Annotated in this window: 19 protein-coding genes; 16 read left to right on the forward strand and 3 right to left on the reverse strand. The window is 50.1% G+C overall.

The features are described from left to right. The first annotated feature begins 50 nt into the window (after window positions 1-50). The 3 genes from F459_RS0116455 to F459_RS0116465 are packed head-to-tail and all read left to right on the forward strand — an operon-like array spanning window position 51 to window position 3,501. Window positions 51-1,280, forward strand: a complete 1,230-nt coding sequence (locus F459_RS0116455) for an FprA family A-type flavoprotein (protein WP_020613810.1) — start codon at window positions 51-53, stop codon at window positions 1,278-1,280. 41 nt (window positions 1,281-1,321) lie between these two features. Continuing rightward, entirely contained in the window at window positions 1,322-1,894 is a 573-nt protein-coding gene (locus F459_RS0116460; protein ID WP_020613811.1) for an ECF transporter S component, read from the forward strand. Then, window positions 1,894-3,501 carry a sensor histidine kinase gene (locus F459_RS0116465; RefSeq protein ID WP_020613812.1) on the forward strand — a complete coding sequence of 536 codons (1,608 nt, stop codon included), beginning with the start codon at window positions 1,894-1,896 and terminating at the stop codon, window positions 3,499-3,501. The genes F459_RS0116460 and F459_RS0116465 overlap by 1 nt, the downstream gene beginning before the upstream one ends. On the opposite strand, the gene F459_RS0116470 is transcribed toward F459_RS0116465, so the two are convergent. After that, a complete protein-coding gene (locus F459_RS0116470; protein WP_020613813.1) occupies window positions 3,486-3,986 on the reverse strand; it encodes a hypothetical protein in 501 nt (166 codons plus the stop codon). The two genes, F459_RS0116465 and F459_RS0116470, sit on opposite strands and share 16 nt — an antisense overlap. A 195-nt stretch (window positions 3,987-4,181) precedes the next feature. Between F459_RS0116470 and F459_RS0116475 the strand changes: the two genes are divergently transcribed. The 9 genes from F459_RS0116475 to F459_RS0116515 all read left to right on the forward strand — a co-directional run bounded on the left by F459_RS0116475 (window position 4,182) and on the right by F459_RS0116515 (window position 13,490). Next, window positions 4,182-5,045, forward strand: a complete 864-nt coding sequence (locus tag F459_RS0116475; RefSeq protein WP_020613814.1) for a MurR/RpiR family transcriptional regulator — start codon at window positions 4,182-4,184, stop codon at window positions 5,043-5,045. Between the two features lie 83 nt (window positions 5,046-5,128). Further along, a complete protein-coding gene (locus F459_RS22500) occupies window positions 5,129-6,118 on the forward strand; it encodes an ABC transporter permease (RefSeq protein WP_020613815.1) in 990 nt (329 codons plus the stop codon). Then, on the forward strand, window positions 6,115-6,999 hold the full coding sequence (locus F459_RS0116485) for an ABC transporter permease (protein ID WP_020613816.1): 885 nt from the start codon (window positions 6,115-6,117) through the stop codon (window positions 6,997-6,999). Before F459_RS22500 ends, F459_RS0116485 begins: the two co-directional genes overlap by 4 nt. Window positions 7,000-7,010: 11 nt before the next feature. After that, window positions 7,011-7,985, forward strand: coding sequence for an ABC transporter ATP-binding protein (locus F459_RS0116490; RefSeq protein WP_020613817.1), 975 nt, complete (start codon window positions 7,011-7,013; stop codon window positions 7,983-7,985). Window position 7,986: 1 nt separating this feature from the next. Next, entirely contained in the window at window positions 7,987-8,955 is a 969-nt protein-coding gene (locus tag F459_RS0116495) for an ABC transporter ATP-binding protein (protein WP_020613818.1), read from the forward strand. A gap of 48 nt (window positions 8,956-9,003) precedes the next feature. Continuing rightward, window positions 9,004-10,533 (forward strand): ABC transporter substrate-binding protein, encoded by a 1,530-nt coding sequence (locus F459_RS0116500; protein WP_020613819.1) that lies wholly within the window; start codon window positions 9,004-9,006, stop codon window positions 10,531-10,533. 61 nt (window positions 10,534-10,594) lie between these two features. Beyond that, window positions 10,595-11,356: a creatininase family protein gene (locus F459_RS0116505; protein ID WP_020613820.1), complete on the forward strand. Its 762-nt coding sequence runs from the start codon at window positions 10,595-10,597 to the stop codon at window positions 11,354-11,356. Window positions 11,357-11,362: 6 nt separating this feature from the next. Continuing rightward, window positions 11,363-12,439 (forward strand): M42 family metallopeptidase, encoded by a 1,077-nt coding sequence (locus F459_RS0116510; protein ID WP_020613821.1) that lies wholly within the window; start codon window positions 11,363-11,365, stop codon window positions 12,437-12,439. Between the two features lies 1 nt (window position 12,440). Continuing rightward, window positions 12,441-13,490: a PLP-dependent aminotransferase family protein gene (locus F459_RS0116515; protein WP_020613822.1), complete on the forward strand. Its 1,050-nt coding sequence runs from the start codon at window positions 12,441-12,443 to the stop codon at window positions 13,488-13,490. Between the two features lie 3 nt (window positions 13,491-13,493). Here the strand turns inward: F459_RS0116515 and F459_RS0116520 are convergent, their stop codons facing one another. Further along, on the reverse strand, window positions 13,494-15,371 hold the full coding sequence (locus F459_RS0116520; protein WP_020613823.1) for a methyl-accepting chemotaxis protein: 1,878 nt from the start codon (window positions 15,369-15,371) through the stop codon (window positions 13,494-13,496). Between the two features lie 35 nt (window positions 15,372-15,406). Continuing rightward, on the reverse strand, window positions 15,407-16,873 hold the full coding sequence (locus F459_RS0116525) for an aminoacyl-histidine dipeptidase (protein ID WP_020613824.1): 1,467 nt from the start codon (window positions 16,871-16,873) through the stop codon (window positions 15,407-15,409). A gap of 228 nt (window positions 16,874-17,101) precedes the next feature. Between F459_RS0116525 and F459_RS23290 the strand changes: the two genes are divergently transcribed. From F459_RS23290 to F459_RS0116545, 4 genes are read left to right on the forward strand one after another with little or no spacing between them, the layout of a single operon-like run. Then, entirely contained in the window at window positions 17,102-17,629 is a 528-nt protein-coding gene (locus tag F459_RS23290) for a TetR/AcrR family transcriptional regulator (RefSeq protein ID WP_020613825.1), read from the forward strand. After that, complete coding sequence (locus tag F459_RS0116535; protein ID WP_020613826.1) at window positions 17,622-18,311, forward strand: TetR/AcrR family transcriptional regulator; 690 nt, start codon at window positions 17,622-17,624, stop codon at window positions 18,309-18,311. The genes F459_RS23290 and F459_RS0116535 overlap by 8 nt, the downstream gene beginning before the upstream one ends. A gap of 3 nt (window positions 18,312-18,314) precedes the next feature. Next, window positions 18,315-19,841, forward strand: coding sequence for a TolC family protein (locus tag F459_RS0116540; protein WP_020613827.1), 1,527 nt, complete (start codon window positions 18,315-18,317; stop codon window positions 19,839-19,841). Then, window positions 19,834-20,823, forward strand: a complete 990-nt coding sequence (locus F459_RS0116545; protein WP_020613828.1) for an efflux RND transporter periplasmic adaptor subunit — start codon at window positions 19,834-19,836, stop codon at window positions 20,821-20,823. Before F459_RS0116540 ends, F459_RS0116545 begins: the two co-directional genes overlap by 8 nt. Window positions 20,824-20,829 lie beyond the last annotated feature (6 nt).

Here is a 20,829-nt window from a genome sequence, read left to right on the forward strand (position 1 = left end):
CTACTATGTAAGCGTAAGTGATTTTCGAAATAAAGTCCAAGGAGAGAGTCATGCAGGCAATACGGATACGCGACGGTATTTATCGCATTAGTGCCAACATAGGAAATAAAGATCTCTTTGAAGGAATTTGGCCCCTTCCTAATGGAGTGAGCCTCAATTCCTATCTTGTAAAAGGAGAGAAGGTAGCGCTTATCGATCTTGTGAAGGATTGGGACGATGCTCCGGGACAAATTGCGTCTCAGCTTGCATCGGTAGGTGTCTCTTTTGATCAGATCGATTATTTGATTATCAACCATATGGAACCGGATCACACCGGGTGGTTGCGGGAGCTTCGTGAAAAAAACCCGAAGCTGCAGATTCTTGCCAGTAAGAAGTCAATTCCCCTGATAAAGAATTTCTACGGCATTGAAGAGGGTGTGAAGGCCGTAAGTTCAGGCGATAGCCTTGAACTTGGGAACGGTAAGACGCTGCTCTTCGAGGATACGCCAAATGTTCACTGGCCGGAAACGATGGTTACCTGGGAGCGTTCTTCAAAGGTACTTTTCAGCTGCGATGCGTTCGGTGCTTTCGGCGCCATGGGAAACAAGGCCTTTCATGATGAACTTTCCGCCAGTGAAAAGGATTTTTTTGATCGCGAAACCCTCCGCTACTATGCCAATATCGTTTCCACCTTCAGCCCCTTTGTCGAACGAGCAATTAAAAAGCTTGAAAATCTGGAAATCGATGTAGTGGCGCCAAGCCATGGCCCTGTTTGGCGGGAAGAACCCGAAAAAATCATCGAACAGTACGCTCAGTATGCCTCCTGGATGAAAGGGCCTGCTCTTCCCGAGATTACCTTTGTCTGGAGCAGCATGTACGGCAATACCCAGAGAATGGTCGAACCGGTTTTGGAAGGGATACAATCTGAAGGGGTTCCTGTCCATGTGCACCGGGTGCCTCAGGAACATGTCTCTTTTGTTCTGGCGGATGCGTGGAGATCAACGGGTATTGTGCTTGGTATGCCTACCTATGAGTATAAGATGTTCCCGCCGATGGCGCATGTACTTGATATTCTTGATCGAAGTCATGTCCAGAATAGAACCGCTTTTAGATTCGGCTCGTACGGCTGGTCGGGGGGTGCACAGAAACAGCTTGAAGAGTTTGCTTCCTCGATGAAATGGAACTGCATGGAGGCTCTTGAGTTCGCAGGTGCACCTGATGCAGACGACCTGGCATTGGGGCGCAAGCGAGGGGCTGAACTTGCCCGTGCCGTAAAAAAAATGTGTCAAGCCGACAAATAAGAGCGTTTGTTTGTTCTTCTTGGCATGGTACAATTCAGCGTATGAAAATTCGTGCCGGGCAATTATTACTTGAACGTCCAGGTTTGATCTTCATCCTTTTCCTTGGGATGGGGATCAACCTTGTCGGCTACTACATTGTGTATTGGCTGGAGCTGCCGCTGTTTCTCGATAGCGTAGGAACATTTTTGGCTGCTGCCGTTTTAGGTCCGTGGTTGGGTGCCGCCTGCGGCCTCTTTTCAAATCTCTTGATTGGACTTATCGACAATCCTGTTATGATCCCCTTTGCCCTGGTCAATATCGTTATTGGAATTATTGTCGGTCTTTTTTCCTGGCATTTTCGTTTTCGTTCTCTTTTTGTGGTTATTATTGCGGCGCTGGTTTCTGCCCTTGTTAGTTCATTATTGGGTACCGTGATAACTGTATTTGTTTTCGGCGGAGTCAGCGGAGGGGTTATCGACGCTTTTGTTGCAGGTATGGCAACTTCCGGTAGAGAAATTTTTTCATCCACGTTCCTTGTCAGGCTTCCGGTCAACATTGGCGATAAATTGTTCAGCGCCTTTCTCATCCGGATTTTCCTGCTGTTATTTCCGGAACGGTGGAAAGGCTATGCTTAATGAGGAAGTTCTTTGCCGCTTTATTTTTTTCTCTCGTTATTTGTGCTCCGGAGATTTTTTGTCTACAGAATCTGACGGTAGTGGGGGGAGCAAACGGTAACGTTCCCTATGAATACCTTGATGACAAGGGCCGCCCCAGGGGAATACTGGTGGATATATGGGATCTTTGGTCAAAAGAAAGTGGGGTTGAGGTTTCCTATCTCCTGGTTGATAACATCAAAGATGTCATTGATCTTGCCGGAAAAGATACATCCGGTCCTATTGTGCTTGCTCATGATCGTATCCCCGGTTTTTCCGATGATGCCGGCCGGTTTGAACATGGTGAGGTCTATTATGAGGTTCGACCTTCCATTTTCTATCACAAAAGGATCAGCGGTATTGTCAGGATTGAGGAGATGGCCGGATATGTGGTGGGGGTTGCTGCCGATTCCGGGATAGAAGAGCCCCTTGCAGAGGCGTATCCTTATTTGGTGATCAGAAGCTATGACAGCCGACAGGCATTGTTGGCTGCCGTCCTGAGCCATCAAATTCATCTTTTTGTCGGTTACCCCCCCTCAATTATTCATGAGATTGGTATCACCGGAAATGCTCGTGCATTTCGTTCGGGGAAGGCTCTTTCGTTTTCAATGCCCTTTGCACCTGTGCTGGTAAAGGGCCCGAAAGAGCTTCTGGAAAATATTCAAGAAGGCTTTTCCTCAATGAACGCCTTTGCTCGCAGTCTTGCAATTCACCGGCAAACTGGTTTCTTCAGGGGATGGTCGATCCGCTGGCCGCTAATAGCAGCGGTGGGCCTCGTTCTTATGGTTGGCTTGCTTTTTTCTCTCTTTTGGTTCTGGAAGCTTCAATTGGACAATCGCATTCGTCAGGCAACCGATGCTCTTGTCGAGCAGCGTCGGCAGTTGGAGACTTCCAGGGATGCACTGGCACATGCCCTTCGTGAGAAAGAAATTCTTCTCAAGGAGATTCATCATCGAGTTAAAAACAATCTCCAGATTATTTCAAGCTTGGCCAATCTTATCCGGAATACAGGAGGTACCACCGACGAGGGACGGGATCCCTTTGCCGAACTTCAGAGCCGTGTTGTATCGATGGCGAAAGTACATGAAGTGATCTATACCAACGAGCAGTTCGAGCAGGTTCCTCTGCGGGATCTCATTAAGGAGATAAGTGAATTGCTTATCTCTTCCATCGGGATGGGCCTGGCTATTCGTTTGTCGGTCACGTGCGATAACCTTGCCATAAATGTTGGTGATGCGACGGCTTTTTCTCTGATTATTCACGAGGCGGTGACGAATGCAATTAAACATGCCTTTGCTTCGGGGAGAAATAATATACTAGAAATTCTTGTACGCGAGATTAACAATACGGTTGTTTTGTGCATAAAAGATAATGGTGCGGGCTTTCCAGCTGAACTTGATTTTGACGGAAAGAATCATTTGGGACTTTTCATGATAAAGCAGCTGGCTACACAATTACGCGGCGAACTTGCATTGGATAATTGCGGGTACGAAGGTTCCGGTGCTCAGATAACGGTAAGATTTCCCCTGCCGGAAGCCCGCTTTGGGGGGCTTCCGGAGGGGAATAATAGAGACTACCTGCGACGATAGCCTCCCATTCCAGGCGCAGGCACCATATGGTTCGAATCATCGTAATCTGATTCGAAACAGCCCCATTCCTCATGGAATCTTCCGGGACCTCCGGGACCCATATGGCCGTAGAAGCGGGAAAGGTCATATGTCTGACCGTCTATGGTCGCTTTCACCAAGCGAAGATAGACCGCATCACTTGTAGTTCTTGCCGGCCGCCAGTTTGCGGGAGCAACAAATCCCTCAACGCTTACATTTTCTCCATTGGAAAGTTCAAGACTGTCTGCTAGAAACATGGGGAACATCAAGCGATAGATTTTCCCGTCGTCTCCTTTCAACTCGGGAAAGCCTGAAAAGCTTGCATAGATCTTTCCGCTTACGGTTACTGTTTGGTAAGGATTGCCCTGAAAGTCTTCATCTTCCTGGGCTCCCTCTGCAAAAAGGGTAGAGCCGGAAGAAAAAATCATTCCAGCAGCAATAATGAACATGATCGTGTATCTTTTCATTGAACGCCTCCTTCGGTTTTCGTTGTCTGATACCAATAATAGGCCGGTGATGTGAACCGAATGTGAACGGCTTGTGTTACTGTTGCGAATTTTGGCAGTGAATCACCACCAGGATTCCTGACACTACCTGATACCGCCCTTGCTCCCCGCCAGTGGAACATGGTACCATCCCACTCTCTCGGAAGGAGTGTTTGTATGGACATCCTTGAACAGATCAAAAGTGAGTATCCCAACTACAACAGCACCAGAAAGCGTATTGCTTCGTTTATTTTGGAAAATCCGACTCGCTGCTGTTTTCTCTCTTTGAAGGAATTTGCTGAAGAGGCTCGTTCTACCGAGGTCACTGTTCTCAATTTTTGCCGTTCTCTGGGGCTCGGACGCTATGTCGAACTAAAAAAAGCTTTGCAATCGCATGTATTAATCTGGACACGACCCGCGGATCGAATGAAGGCCCTTGCAAGTCGAAGCAGCGACAGTAACGAATTGTTCGACCAGGTGGTTAAGTCGGAGCAAAAAGCCCTGCGAGCGACCTTTGAGCATAACGGTCCCAAGCAAATTCTTTCTTTCATTCAGATGATACGGAAGGCTCGCCGGGTTTTTGTAGCCGCACATGGTGCAAGTCGTATTTTCTCTTCGGTTATTACCTACAGGCTCTCGCTTTTGGGGGTTGATATCAGCGAATTGGATATGGATAATCCCCATAAAACGATTTTTCGGCTGTTAAGCTGTAATCCTGCAGAGAGCCTTTTAATCGCTATAGCAACACCTCCGTACGGAAAAAGTACCATTGCAACTACCCGAATGTGCCGGTCCCGGGGAATCCCCGTGGTTACCATTACCGACAGTACCCTTTCTCCCTTGGTTGCCATGGCTGAGACCGCACTGATTTGCCCGACGGAATTGATGGGGCTCACCAATTCTCCCACCTCCATTATGGCGATCATCGATATTATTGCCGTACTCTTTCTTGCCGAGAAACAGGAGGACGAATTCTCCCGCCAAGAGGCTGTTACACAGCAATATGAACATTATCTTAAATTATTCAATAACGAATTATAGTTAAAACTTTAAATTAAAGTTTATATTGACCCTCTCCCCCAGCTCTGATACCATCTATCTAACCTTTTTCGGGGGCTCTTCTCATGTGGAAATATATCCTCAAACGACTCTTGATGATGATTCCTGTGCTCATCGGTGTGACCTTTATTGTATTTTTTATCATGGCACTGACTCCAGGCGATCCTGCTGCAATTATCCTTGGTGATCAGGCTAGTGCCGAGGCCCTTGCCCTGAAGCGGATCGAACTTGGACTCGATAAACCCATACCGATACGTTACCTCAACTACGTAAATGATATGCTTCATGGGGATCTAGGTACCTCATACAAAAATCAGATCAAGGTATGGGATCAGGTGTGGGATAAGTTCCCCAACACCGCTATTCTTGCCGTTGCCGGTATTTTGGTTGCCCTCTTGATTGGAATTCCGGTTGGTATCCTCTCTGCAAAAAAGCAATATACCTTCATGGATAACTCCTCGATGGTGCTTTCCCTTATAGGCGTGTCCATGCCCAACTTCTGGCTTGGGCTTCTTCTTTCTCTCTTTTTCGCATTGAAACTTGGCTGGCTGCCCTCTCAGGGGATGGGAACAGGTTTCCTTCCCTTATTGAGAAGCCTGGTTCTCCCGGCTATCACCCTGGGAACAGGGGCTGCCGCAACCGTTGTTCGAATGACCCGATCTTCCATGCTTGAGGTGATCCGCCAGGATTATATCTCTACTGCAAGGGCAAAGGGACTCTCCGAAAAAGCCGTCACCAAACACCATATGCTGAAGAATGCGATGATTCCGATCGTTACGGCGGTAGGTTTGCAATTTGGGCAGCTGCTCGGAGGGGCGATGCTTACCGAAACGATTTTCTCATGGCCGGGGCTTGGACGACTGATGGTGGATTCGATTACCAGTAAGGACATCCCGATGGTCCTTGGGGCGGTAATTTTCATGGCGGTTATGTTTTCATTTGTAAATCTTCTCGTGGACATTATTTACGCGTTTATCGATCCGCGCATCAAAAGTCAATACGATAAGGCTGGGGTAAAACGGATTGGCTTTAAAAAGAGGGGTATTGCAGCATGAGTAGCGAACCCAAGGCTCGTTCCCTCTGGAAAGAAACCTGGAGAAGGCTGAAAAAGAACAGGCTTGCCGTTGCTGGTATGCTTTTTTTAATTGCCCTGGTGCTGATCGCCATTGCAACGATCGTCATAGACTTGGTGATGCACAACGCAATCTATAATGACTATGTCATTAAACAGAACCTGCGACTTCGTCTGAAAGGGCCCAGCCCCGAGCACATTTTTGGCCTTGATGAGTTCGGCCGGGATATTTTCCTTCGTATGATTTGGGGAATTCGCTATTCGCTCTTTATGGGGACGATTGCGATTGCCCTATCCACCATTGCCGGCGGCATACTTGGGGCGATCGCAGGCTATTACGGCAAGGCGACCGACAATATCATCATGCGTTTCATGGATATTCTGCTTGCCATTCCATCCATGCTTTTGGCAACCGCTATTGTTGCCGCCTTAGGAACGAGTCTTACCAACCTGCTTTTGGCGATTGCCATCAGCTATGTACCCACCTTCGCCCGTACCGTCAGGGCTTCGGTGCTGACGATCAAGGACCAGGAGTTCATTGAAGCGGCAAGGGCTCTAGGGGCGGGAGACGGAAGGATCATCTTCAAGTACATCATTCCGAATTCACTTGCACCTTTGATCGTCCAGGCCACATTGGGCGTTGCAGGTGCGATTTTGTCCATAGCCGGACTCTCGTTTTTAGGGCTCGGCATTCAGCCTCCCACTCCTGAGTGGGGATCGATGCTCTCGAGTGCCCGTTCCTACATTCGTGAGGGGTGGCACATCACCGTTATCCCGGGGCTCGGCATCATGCTAACCATTTTGGCACTGAATGTCATGGGTGACGGGCTACGCGATGCACTTGACCCGCATCTGAAGAACTGAGGAGCGTAACGATGGACGAGCCTTTGCTCACGGTAGACAACCTGACCGTTAATTATGAAACAGACGATGGTATTGTGCAGGCGCTGAACGGGGTCTCCATTTCTGTGGGGCAGGGAGAGACACTTGGCTTGGTCGGGGAGACTGGGGCGGGAAAGACAACCCTTGCAAGGGGAATCATGCGCCTGGTTCCTTCTCCTCCGGGAAAGATCAAATCCGGATCAATCATGTTCGAGGGTAGGGACTTGCTGAAGCTGAACGAAGCCGAGATGCGAACCGTTCGCGGGAAGTCCGTTTCCATGATTTTTCAGGATCCGATGACCAGCCTGAACCCAATCTTAAGCATCGGTGAACAGATACAGGAGGTGATTGCCACCCACAATCGGGAACTCTCGAAGGAAAAGCTGCGGAAGCAGGCGAACGATATGCTGGAATTGGTTGGAATCTCCGCAGATCGGGCGCATGAATTTCCTCATCAGTTTTCCGGCGGGATGAAGCAGCGCGTCATTATTGCCATCGCCCTTGCCTGTAATCCGAAGCTGTTAATTGCCGATGAGCCAACCACGGCTTTGGATGTGACCATCCAGGCGCAGGTTTTGGACATGATCAGGACCCTGAAGGAAAAGATGAATACGGCCATGCTCCTGATTACCCATGATCTTGGGGTTGTAGCCCAGAACTGCAACAGGGTGGCGGTTATCTATGCAGGAGAGATTGTCGAAATGGGGACTATTCGTCAGATATTCAAGAATCCGACCCACCCATACACCATTGGGTTGCTCGAATCGATTCCTTCTCTTGCAAAAGAGGTTCATCGCCTCAATCCGGTTAAGGGAATGATGCCCGATCCCACCAATTTGCCGGTGGGGTGCAAATTCAACCCTCGGTGTAAGCATGCCTTCGAACCATGCTATGGCAAGGTGCCGCCGCTTACCGATATTGGCGCTGGTCAGCTGGTCAGATGCTATCTCGCAAAGGATAAGAGTTGATATGGCAGAGAAACAGGAGATTCTGAGAGTTGAGCACCTGAAGAAATACTTTGATACCCCCTCGGGATTGCTTCATGCGGTTGATGACCTCTCCTTTTCCATCAACAAGGGAGAGACCCTCGGAGTAGTCGGCGAATCGGGCTGTGGTAAATCGACCCTCGGCAGGACCATCCTTCGGCTTCACGAACCGACAAGCGGGAACATTTGGTTCGAAGGTCGGGAAATTACCAGTTGCAACAAACGGGAGATGAAAAATCTGCGTAAGCATATGCAGATCATTTTTCAGGACCCTTTTGCCTCTCTTAACCCCCGTATGACCGTGGGAGAGACCATTTCCGAGAGCCTTCTCATCCAGAAGCTTGTTGGAGGGAAAGATAAAGCCAGGCTCGAGAAAGAGGTGACGGAATTGATGGATATGGTGGGTATAGCCCCCCGGCTCATCAACAGCTATCCCCATGAGCTGGATGGTGGTAGGCGACAACGGGTTGGAATTGCCCGAGTGCTTGCCCTCAAACCTCTGTTTATCGTGTGTGATGAGCCGGTGTCCGCCCTTGATGTCTCGATTCAGGCACAGGTACTCAACCTGATGCAGGATCTTCAGGAGGAATTCGGCTTTACCTATCTGTTCATTACCCACGACCTTTCGGTGGTAAAGCATCTTTCCAATGAGATTTTGGTTATGTATCTGGGAAAGGTGGTGGAAAAAGCCCCGGCTTCCGCGCTTTTTGCCAATCCGCTCCATCCCTATACACAGGCCCTGCTATCGGCCATTCCCGTTCCGGATCCCGATTTTCCAGTCAGCCGCATCTTACTGGAAGGGGAATTGACAAGCCCTATCGATCCAAAACCGGGATGCCGGTTTGCGCGACGCTGCCCTAAGGCAACGGAGGCGTGCCTGAAAGGGGATATTCCCTTTGTTGAGGTTGAGCCGAACCACTTTGCGGCTTGCATCATGATTGGTAAGACTTGATAGCCCCGCTTTGCAGGGTAAAACGATATCAAGAAAAAGGAGAGAAGCATGAAAAAAGCTCTGACATGTTTGCTGTTCTTGCTCATCGCCTGCTCTTTTGTTTTTGCTAATGGAGCAAGTGAGGCATCCGCCGCTTCCGGTGGGTACAAGGACACCATCACCTTTGCACAGGGAGCGGACGTTACCTCGTTTGATCCCCACATTGGAAAGGAAACTCCCGCCGTGGCCGTGACCAACCACATCTACGATACCTTGGTGGATATCGATTCGGTCAGCGGTGAGGTGGTTCCTCAGATTGCGGAACGATGGGAACAGATTTCCGATGTTTCCTACAGGTTTTTCATCCGTAAGGGATTAAAATTTCACAACGGCGAGGATCTTACTGCCGATGATGTGAAATTCTCCCTTGACCGGGCCATTGCCAGTGCAGCGGTTTCCTACATCGTTGATTTTATCAAGGATGTAAAGGTTGAGGACGACTATACCGTAGTGGTGACCACCAAGGCCCCCTATGCTCCTGCCTTGCGTAACCTTGCGGTTCCCTTTGCCGCTATTGTTCCGAAGGACTATGTGGAGGCAAATCCCGACATTCTCAAGACCAAGCCCGTCGGTTCCGGGCCGTATAAATTTGTCTCATGGGCCCAGAGTGACAGCTGTAAGCTTGAGGCCTTCGACGACTATTATGCCGGTGCTCCGAAAACCAAGTACCTGGTTATGAAGGTTATTCCCGAGGCTGCTCAGAGGACCATCGCGCTGGAGACCGGCGAGGTGGATCTGTCCTATGATATTCTTACCTCCGACCTGAAGAGGGTAAGAGAGAATGAAAAACTTACTCTCTACGAAGCACCCTCCCTTACCTGTTTCTATATCTCCATGAACATGAGAAAGAAACCCTTCGATAATAAGCTGGTCCGACAGGCGATCAACTACGCCATCGATCGACAGCTTTTGGTTGATACGGTAAACAGCGGTACCGGTGCTCCTGCCGATGCCATCATTGCACCGGCGGTTTTCGGCTACTACTCTCCGGGACAGTATGACTACAATCCCGAGAAGGCTAAGAAACTGCTTGCCGAGGCCGGTTATCCGAATGGCTTCTCCTGTAGTCTTTGGGTCAATAACAATCAGACCCGTGTTGAGATGTGTCAGGCGATTCAGGAGATGCTCAGAGAGGTTGGTATCACCTGCAAGATCGAAGTAATGGAATTTGGTGCCTTCATCAGTCGTTCCACCAGCGGTGAGCACGATATGGCTTACTTCGGCTGGGTTACTTCCACCAAGGACGCTGATTACACCTACTACTCCCTGGAGCACTCATCACAGCAGGGTGCAGCCGGAAACCGTACCTTTATCGCCGATCCCGAGGTCGACCGCCTTATCGAGCTTGCCAGGACCAATACCGATACGGACACCCGTCGCGAAGCGTATAAGGATCTTGCAATTCTGCTCAAGGATATTGCCAACAACGCTCCGATTATTTATACCGCAATTACGGCGGGTTCGAGCAATAAGGTCGAGAACTTTGCTCTCGACCCCATTGGATATCACAAACTCGAAGGTGTCACCGTTCATAATTAGTCGTTCATATTTCGGGAAAAGGGGCCCCAAAGGGCCCTTTTCCCATCTATAGGAGGAGAGCATGTTGTTATCTGAAATGACTTGGCCGCAAGCCGAGAAGTATTTCAAGGAATCGGATTTAGTCATTATTCCCATCGGAAGTATCGAATGCCATGGAAAACATATGCCTTTGGGGACCGATACTCTTATTCCGGACAAAATCATCGAGCTTTTGCGTAGGCAGGAGGACCGATTTCTTATTGCTCCGACGATTCCTTACGGCGCCTGTGAAAGCTTGTACCCCTTCCCTGGGACCGTCAACCTGGGAACGGATCTTCTGTACGAGCTGGTGAAAAAGATTGTGGAAAATCTGAAACGGCACGGAGCAAAGAAATTCGTTGTGCTGAATGGGCACGGTGGAAATATTAAGGCGCTGGAACGTATCGGCTACGAGTTGGATGCTGATGGCTGTCTCATGGCGATTCTCAATTGGTGGCTCAATGTTTGGGAGATGAACCCCGAATGGAAGGGCGGGCACGGCGGTGGCGAAGAAACGGCAGCCGTTATGGCCATTGATCCCGACCTGGTCGACCGCTCTTATATCGATTTACCCCTTGAAATCACCGATCTATCCGATACGATCAAGGGGGCCGGTTTTAATACGGTGCAGTACGACAATATCACCGTTACGATTCCGAGACTGACCAATCACGTAACCAGCAACGGCTGGATCGGCCCCGATCATCCGAAATATGCCACCGTCGAGTGGGGGAGCGAGATGCTCCAAACCTTTACAAACTTCATGGTTTCCTTCCTGAAGGAATTCGAGAAGGTAGAACTGTAGGCAAACATGGACAAACAAGCAAGTATACGGAGAATTCAGCGTCTGAGCGACGCAAACGGCATCTCGGGATTCGAGGATGCGGTGGTAGAGCTTATTAGGCAAGAGGCAGAGGATCTTGGGAACTTCAGTGAAGACAGCCTCCGCAATCTTTATCTGGAACGCAGCGGCAACGGAAAGGACAGACCCGTTCTCCTTCTTGATGCTCATACCGATGAGGTAGGCTTTATGGTGAAGGCGATCAGGCCTGACGGGATGCTGGAGTTCATTACCATCGGAGGGTGGGTTCCTTTCAATATCCCTGCACATTTGGTCAGGGTACGTAACAGAGACGGTCTCTATATCCCCGGCGTGGTCGCAAGTAAGCCTCCCCATTTTCTCACCGAAGCGGAGCGCAAGGCTCCTCTGGAGGTTAAGGATCTGGTTATTGACGTTGGTGCAAGTTCGGCGGAAGAGATTGAGCATGAATATCTGATAGAGATAGCCGCTCCGGTGGTTCCTGATGCCCACTGCAGCTACGATGAGGTGCATGATATCCTCATGGGCAAGGCCTTCGACAACCGCCTCGGATGTGCGGCCGTTGTTTCCGCCATGGAAGAGCTTCGGGGGGATGAGCTGCCGCTTAATGTAGTAGGGGCCTTTGCTTCTCAGGAAGAGGTCGGGACCCGAGGGGCCGCCGTTACGGCACAGCGTGTTACTCCCGATCTTGCGATCGTTTTTGAGGGGTGTCCCGCCGATGATACGGTGGTTCCCGCTTATCAGGCACAGACCGTGCTGAAGCGCGGGCCGATGCTTCGTCACATTGATGCCCGTATGATTACGAATCCCCGCTTTCAGCGCTACGCGCTTGATATAGCCAAGAGGGAGGCCATTCCCGTGCAACGCGCCGTTAGGACCGGTGGTGCAACCAACGGTGCCCCTATTCATCTTTCCAATCAAGGAGTTCCCGCCATCGTTGTTGGTATTCCCGTTCGCTATGCACATACCCATTACGGGATATCCTCATATAGCGACTTCGCCCACGGGGTTGAGCTTGCAGTGAAGATCATACGGAATATCACACACGATATTATTGCCGGTTTTTGACATGGGTATTGGAAGGATGTTTCCACTGGAAGCGGTGGGCAACAAACGGCAGGAGTATCCTGCTTCCCTTGGTTCCGATGTGTGTTTTTGCATGTCCGGACGATGCGCAATCTATGCTTGTTTACTGGATCTTTTGCCTTCAGATAGCCGGCGGGTGGTCTACGCGCCGGCATATACCTGCGAAACGGTCCTTGCTAGCTACCTGAAGGCCGGCTATTCCTGCAGGTTTTACGATATTGATCCGGAAGGATTGCGACCCCGGTTCCGCGAAGAAGAACTTGATGAAATTTCGCTTCTTTCCCTGTGCGGATATTACGGTGTTTCCACCTATGATCGGGAATTCGTGAGGAGATGCGCCGAACGCGGCATTGTTATTATACACGACACGACACATACTCCTTTTCAGCCGGACCCTGCGGCGGATTACATTGCGGGCAGCATGCGAAAGTGGATGGGGATAGCCTGTGGAGGAATTGCCGCGAAACGAAAGGGACATTTTTCGATCTCCCCCCTTCCTGTAGATCCAGAACATCTTGCCGGACGCTACGCTTCCCTTGAGTTAGCCGGAAAAGCACAAAAGGGTGATTTACATGCGTCCTCCGAGGCTTCATCCGTTTTCTGGGAGACGGAAATGGCTCTCAGAAAAAGTTTTGATGCCTATGGCAGCGATGAACAATCTCGACGAATTCTCGAATACTATCCCTATGACGATATGATTGCACGAAGACGGGCAAACTACGGCCTTCTGCTGGGACTGCTCGGTCCTCCGACGGGCTGGGCGCCTGTTTTCCCACTCCTGCCTGAGAATGCGACACCAAGCCATTTTTCACTTTATGCGGATGACCGGGAGGACCTGCGTTCCTTTCTTGCCCAGCGGGATGTCGCTACTACCGTCTACTGGCCCATTCCCCCGATGATTGGGGACATTTCTTCCTACCCCGGGGCAGAGTGGATCTACAATCATATCTGCTCGATCCAGATTGACCAGCGCTACGGCGCCGAGGATATACGACTGCTTGCTTCCTGTCTTAATGCGTACAGCGGGAGCTGATCTCTATGCTTCGTGTCCCTCTTCCCGCACCTGAAACCGTGCGACCAGTTCTTCCAGTTGCTTGACACTACCGGAGTTCTGGTCCCCTGCATTTGATACATTCTGGGCCGCCTGGGCAATTTCGAGAATCCCAAGGGCCATCTCTTCCATGCCTGCCGTCGACTCTGCAGAGATATTCTGGAGGGTTTCCAGACTGGATGCAATCGCGGCAACCTTCTGGTCCATTTCACCCGACGAATTTTGCACATCCTGGGTTATTTGGACCAGAGAACCCAATGCCTCAACAATCTGTCCGCTACCGATGGAAAGCTCCTGGGTGGCATTTTGCATTTCGTTCATACTTCGGGAGACTTCCTTGATCATCTGGAGCATCCTGTCGAACATTTCTCCGGTTCGCTCGGTCGATTTGTCCGTGACGGAGATGTTTTCGATAACCTCTTTCAAGCTTTTAGAGATCTCTTTGGCGGAATTTGAGCTCGATTCGGCAAGGTTTCTGATTTCGTCGGCAACAACCCCAAAGCCCTTACCGGCCTCTCCAGCATGAGCCGCTTCAATTGCAGCGTTCATTGCAAGGAGATTGGTTTGGCTGGCAATAGAGTCGATCACCTCGATCATCTCCATCATGACATCAGCAGATTCGGCCACCTTTTTCATGACTTCCCGGGTGATTCCCATTTCGCTGCTGCCCTGTTCGGAGGTATGCTCAAGCTCTTCGGCAATTTTCAGTTTTTCGGCACTGGAATGGGCGATGGAGTTGATACTTGCGGACATCTCTTCGATTGAAGCCGAAGATTCGGTAATTGCCGAGGCTTGACTCTGAATCTGTTCATTGACCCGCTGTATAAAGTCTCTTACCTCGTCGGCCGAGCTTTTTGAGGAATGGACCTCCTCATCCAGATGATGCATCTGGTTTTTCATCTGGTCGCTGTTTGCTCTGATTTCCTCCACGGCCGCCGCTGTTTCGGTGGAGCTGGATGCAAGGTCTTCACTGATACTTCGGGTATTCCTGGTTACCTTTCCGATATCGAGAATCATCCCGTGGAGTGAAGAGACAAATTTATTGAAGTAATCCGAAAGTTGCCCGATTTCATCCCTTGAATCGACACTGCTGCTTACGGTGAGGTTCCCGGCACTGACCGCTTCGAAGTTCTGAATATACTCTTTCAACGGTCTGGTAATCATTTTGATGCTGAACCAGAGAAAGAGGCCCAGAAGGAACATAATCGAGACCGAGAGAAGCGTGATTTGTATCGCCGCCCTGGCCGTCGTGGCCTTTGCAGCTTCCAGACTGCTTATGATCTCAAAAGCCCCGTGGATTTCACCCACCTGCCATCCCTCTTTTATCCCACCGATGGGATCGGGGGTTCCGGCCGGTGAGCCGTGGCAGAGAAGGCACTCCTGGGTCAGCTTAATGGGACGAAAATAACGGATCTGGTTTTCCTCGTAGATCACTTTCTCTTCGAGGCCTTTTGCTTTCAGCTCTTCAAGAACCTTTGCCTCAAGTTCCGTCGGCTCGTTCTCCGGGTTACGGGGTGAAACCTTCGGGACACGAAACTGATAGTTGGCCTTTTCAGCATTTTCTTTTGCAATACTGATGGCGGTGATGATGGGAACGGCTTCGAGGAGTTTATCCCTGTCGCCCTCGGCGGCAAGATCATCAAAATTTCGAATGACCCCCATATTGATCTTATGGGCCATATTTTCTCGTGCCGCTTCCGCAGTGTAAACTACCGCATGGCTTTTTTCCAGGATTGCCTTTTCCGCCTGGCTCCCGATTGCGTTGGTAAAAACCACAGAGAAAATAACAGAAAGAGTGACAATACCCAGCAGTGCAATGGTCAAAATCTTAGCCGCAATGGGAATGTCTTTAAACCGGGTCATGGAACTCCTCCGAACAGGGCTCATTTTTTCTTATTTTATATGTTTTCCAGCAATTTGATAAGAAAGCCCCAAAGCTTTTCCACCGAGGGAATATTGAGCCGTTCTTCCGGAGTATGAACCCCCGGCATTTCCGGCCCAAAGGATATCATTTCCATACCCTTCAGTTTATCGCCGATGACACCACATTCCAAGCCCGCATGGATGGCAGCATGGGAGGCTTCCTCACCGGTAAAATCACGATAGATTCGTTTGCATTCGGCAAGGAGTTTACTGTTCGGATTGGGCGTCCAGGCAGGATAGCGTGAATAGTGGCGCACCTGACCGCCTGCGACACATATTGCGGCATTCACTTTTGCCGCTATGTCGTCAAGGGCACTCATGATCGAGGATCGCTGACTTGTCAGGACCTTCACCGTCGCGCTACAGCAGCCCTTTTGGGTTTCGATTGCTGCAAAGTTGGTACTCGTTTCAACCAGCCCCTCAATGCTCCGACTCATTGCCGCCACTCCGTGGGGCATGATACGCAGCATATAGCATATTCGGTCTGTAGACGAACGGTCGAACTGTTCGTCGGCTTCGGTATCCTGTTCAAAGATGAGGTTGAAGCCCGGTGCATTATCGCCCAATTCCGCTTTGATCTCCTTTCCGATTGTTTTCGCCAGCTCCTCTGCTTCGGCGACTTTCTCCTTTGAAAGGGTGAAACGGGCATGACATTCTCTGGGGATGGCGTTATGTTTTCCTCCTCCGTCGACGGAAACGAGGTTGAAATCTCCCAACTTCCGCAGTTCCCAGAGCAGTCTGCCGACAAGGCCGATGGCATTACCACGACCGAGATGGATTTCGCCTCCCGAATGTCCACCCTGGAGCCCTTCAATCGTCAACGTATAGCAGACCCGCCCCTGCGGTACAGCCTCGCTTGTAATCGGTAACATACCTTCGGTGTTGACACCTCCCGCACAGCCGATATAAAAAACCCCCGGTTCCTCCGAGTCGAGGTTGAGAAGGATTTTTCCGTCGATTATGGAGGGATCAAGACCCATTGCCCCAGTTAAGCCCGTTTCCTCGTCAACGGTAAAGAGTGCTTCAATAGGGCCGTGGCTGATTTCATCAGATGCAAGGACCGCCAGGGCCATGGCAACCGCAATGCCGTTGTCGGCTCCCAGGGTCGTTCCGTCGGCTTTGAGCCAGTCGCCGTCGACTACAAGTTTGATAGGATCAACGGTAAAATCATGCTTTGTCGTACGGTTTTTTTCGCATACCATATCGAGATGGCCCTGGAGGACGACTCCCGGATGGGCCTCCTTACCGGCAGAAGCACCCTTCTTTACCGCAATATTGCCCGCCGCATCGACTTTCCAGGCCATATGATGCTCTTCTGCGAATTGCCGGACATAATCACGAACCGCTGCCTCGTTGCACGAACAGCGGGGAATCTTGCTGATGGCCTGAAAATAGTGCCAGACCGAAACGGGTTTTCTTCCTTCCAAAGGGTTATTATTCATAGATGGCTCCTTAGTTTGTACATTTACGCCACTATAGTACCATATACCGATGTGAGCTCATATCTTTTTGACGGAAAATTAAAAAAAGGGGGCCGATTTTTGTTGCGGGTGGCACTATCTTATTACTATCTTTGGTGTCTGATAAAAAATGATGAAAAAATGGGACAACCTATTGACGGTTTAAAATGAGATGGGTATTTTTTGTTACCGAACAGTCGGTAACTTTATATGACGGATAAGCAGAAACGAAGAAAAGAAGAGATCATCGAAACCGCATTTCGAGTGTGGTCGGAGAGCTTGTTTAAAAAGACCAGCCTCTCAGCCGTTGCGGCGCGTATGGGAATAAGTAAAACAGCATTGTACCGCTACTTTTCGGGAAAAGAGGCATTACTTCTGGCTATGGAAGAATTTTTTCTTCGTTTGTACAACCGCTTATGCGATGAGGTGGTCAGGCATCGAGGCGAAAGGAGTGTTGCTGAGGCGCTGGAGGCGTATAACCGTATTTTTGTAGGCTTTTTTGCAAGGAACCCTCACTACCTCCGGTTTGCTCAGATTCGATTTATCCGAAAGCCTGAAGTCGGCGATTCCTTTCTTGCCATGACCTTTCGGAGAAATATGGATCTTTTTCCTGCTGAGCCTCTTGCAAGGGAGTTCGGCTGGAGGATGGCGCAGATACCGGTGATTGTTCGCTATATGCTGTCGGTTTCGAATTTTCTTCTTACCGCCGAATATTTCGGAAACGGAGAAGATGGTTGAGAGACTTCTGGAGGTAAACCGTCGCTTGATTATCTCGGGAATCGGCTTGAACGATGAACGGCGAGTACCCGATTTTAAGGTAATCGAGGAGCAATGTACCCTTTCCGAAAGGGATTTTCCCGAAACCGACCGAGTGATTTGTGCCGTAAGCGAGGTGGTCGCCGAGAATGGCCTTTGGAATACCACGGTGGAAAAGATCGCACATCGGCTGGGGATGAGTAAAAGTAGTCTCTACTTCTACTTCGAGAACCGTGACGAAATGCTGTGGAGGTTGATTGATCGGGAACGGCAGGCTTTTGGTGCATTGGTCATTAGGGAGATTGAACCAATAGGGCCCTTTGCCGATCAGCTTTACGCCTATTTTGTATTGTATGCACGCTATTTGTGGGGACGACCGGAGTTCTTGGCAACGATGAACTGGTATCGCTTCCAGGATATCTCTTTCCATCCACCCGAGGATCCGCTCTCTGGCGTGCTCAGATATTATCGATTTATCGAAGAGGCAGTTGAAGCGGGCGTTGTGTCGGAGAAGGTCCCTCTGGTTAGTTTCTTTCGGCTTTTGAATTTTTTGCTGATGCAGGAACTTTCCGACCATTTTCGAAGTGGTGATGACATAAAGCAGCTTTTTCCGGTCCTGCGGACGCTGCACCAACTTTTGTTGTATGGAGTACAAGGAGCGTAAATAATGAAACATGCTTGGTTCTTGCTATGCGCGGCGATGTTGTTTCCCGCCGCTCTGTTTGCCGGCGGAAGCCGGGAAAGCGGGACTGATACGGATTTTTCTTCTCTTGACGAATTGAAAGAATTTGCAACCCCCTCTTTGGATGAGAACGCGATAGCGAGGGCGGTGGATTCGGAAGCTCCTGCGGATATCACAGACGGAGCAGGTGAGGCTGCATTGCTTTCCAGAGAACGCATGCGGCAGAAAGAGGAGTTGACCGTTGATGTGGAGAAGGCGGTACGCCTGGCACGGGAATACAATCTGAGTCTGAAGGCCAGCCAGCTTGGTCTTGTTAAGAAGCGCCGGGCCCTGAGCACGGTCTGGAACAGTTTTCTTCCGACGTTACAGGTTTCCACTACGCTGAACAGGATGAATGAGGCACCAACCAGTTTTGATTTTAGTACCTTTTCGGCCTATGAGCTTTCTCCTTGGAATCAGAGCTTCGGAGTCGATGCAAGTCTCTATTTGAACCTGGCGCTTTTCGACGGGATTACCGCGACGAGGTTGAACTATGAGTCGGGACTTGTCGATTATGAGCAGGCGCGGAAACAGCTTGAGCGGGATGTCCGCAAGAGCTTCTACAACCTTTTGCTGATGCAGCAGAACCGGGCCCTTTTCGTGCAGCAGATCGCCGCTGCCAAGGACCGCTACGATCAGGCGAGGGTCAACTATCAGAACGGTTTGGTTCCTGAGTTGACGATGCTCTCGGCCAGGGTCGCCTGGGAGAATCTGAAGCCGAATCTGGAGTCGATGGATCTTGGCTACGATCAGACCCTTTCCGGTTTTAAGATGACCTTGGGGCTTTCCCAGGATACGGAGCTGCATCTCGATGGTGAAATTTCGGCAGATCCCATCGATCTTGAAGCCGATTCTCTGATCGATCAGTACCTTACCGGGAGACTCGATATCAAGTCGCTTCTGTACAGTCTCAAGAACTTGGATGTACAGCGTCGTGCGACCATCTCCCAGGCCCTTACCCCCGGTCTTTCCATAGGCTGGAGCTATGATCCGACCATGAACGACCCCTTTGGCGGGGGGTATTTCAATTCGGACAACTGGGAGCAGCCGAGCGGTATGTTCCGAATCACGGTTTCGATGAATCTGGAAGGCTTTCTGCCCGGCAGCAAAACAAAGGTTGAGCTGGCCGACCTGGAAGACGACAAGAGGAGCCTTCGGCTCAGCCTGATGCAGGCGATTGAGGGCGCCGAAATGGAGATTGATTCGCTTATAAAACAGTTGAACCATTCGAAAAACAGTATGACCAGCCTCAATCTTAATATTGAACTGGCCGATCAGGCCTATCGGATGGCTGAGGAGGCCTATCGTGCCGGAAGCAAGGAGCTTTTGGAGGTACAGAATGCGGAGATCGAGCTCAATAATGCGAAATATGAGCTTTTGAAAGAGAAATATAACTACGTGACGGGCTTGTTGGACCTTGAATATGCGTTGAATACAACGCTGGATAAGATAAAGGAAGGAAACGATGAATAGGAAAACCGTTAGCGGAAAAGCGGGAATTGCAGGGCTTTTGCTGATGCTTTTTGCACTGCTCTTTGTTACCGGATGCGATAAGCTCCCCGGTCGGGGGAATAAGGATGATACTGCCAAGGCCGGATCTGAGAAAGCTGCTGCAGAAGAGGATAAGTCGGAAACGATTTTTGCCGTGAGCGCCACCGAGTCGGTGACAGGCCAAATTTACAATTATCTCAATGTAAATGGTGATGTTGTGTCAAAAACCACGGTTGATACCTACCCCGACGTAGCAGGAAAACTGAGTAGAATTCTGGTAGAGGTGGGGGATACTGTTCGCAAAAATCAGGTTATTGCGGAGGTGGATCCCTCCAAACCCGGTATGAACTATGCGGCAAGTCCGGTGAAGGCTGCCATTACGGGAACAATCACCAGTATTCCCGAAGAGGTCGGCTCCATGGTAAGCCAGCAGTCCCCAATCGTGAGAATTAGTCGGATGGATGAGTTGCAGATTGAAACCTACGTTGCCGAGCGTTTTATTAGTAGGATGAAGGTGGGCCAGCGGGCTTTGGTTAGTCTCGATGCCTTTCCCGGAAAAACCTTTATGGCAAAGGTCATTGAGCTGAGTCCCCTAGTAGACGCCTCCAGCCGAACCATGGACCTGAAGCTTGATTTTGTCGGTTCTGCCGATGGGGTGAGAGCCGGAATGTTCGCTAAGATCAAAATCATCACCGAGGATAAGGAAGGGGTCGTGAAAATTCCTTCGGCAGGGGTTATCGAACGCTTTGGTGAAGACTATGTCTTTGTAATAAAAGATGAGTCCAGTGTCGAAAAGCGTAAGGTGACGGCCGGTATTGAGATCGATGGCAAGCAGGAGATCCTGGAAGGGCTTTCCGGCGGTGAGACCATCGTCATAAGGGGCCAAACACTTCTTGAAGACGGATCTTTAGTGAAAGTCGTTCAGAAGGTGGAACCTCTGCCCGTTAAAGATTCTATCGACTAATAACGG

Origin of the sequence: Sediminispirochaeta bajacaliforniensis DSM 16054, assembly GCF_000378205.1 — a bacterium.
Taxonomy (GTDB): Bacteria; Spirochaetota; Spirochaetia; order DSM-16054; family Sediminispirochaetaceae; genus Sediminispirochaeta; species Sediminispirochaeta bajacaliforniensis.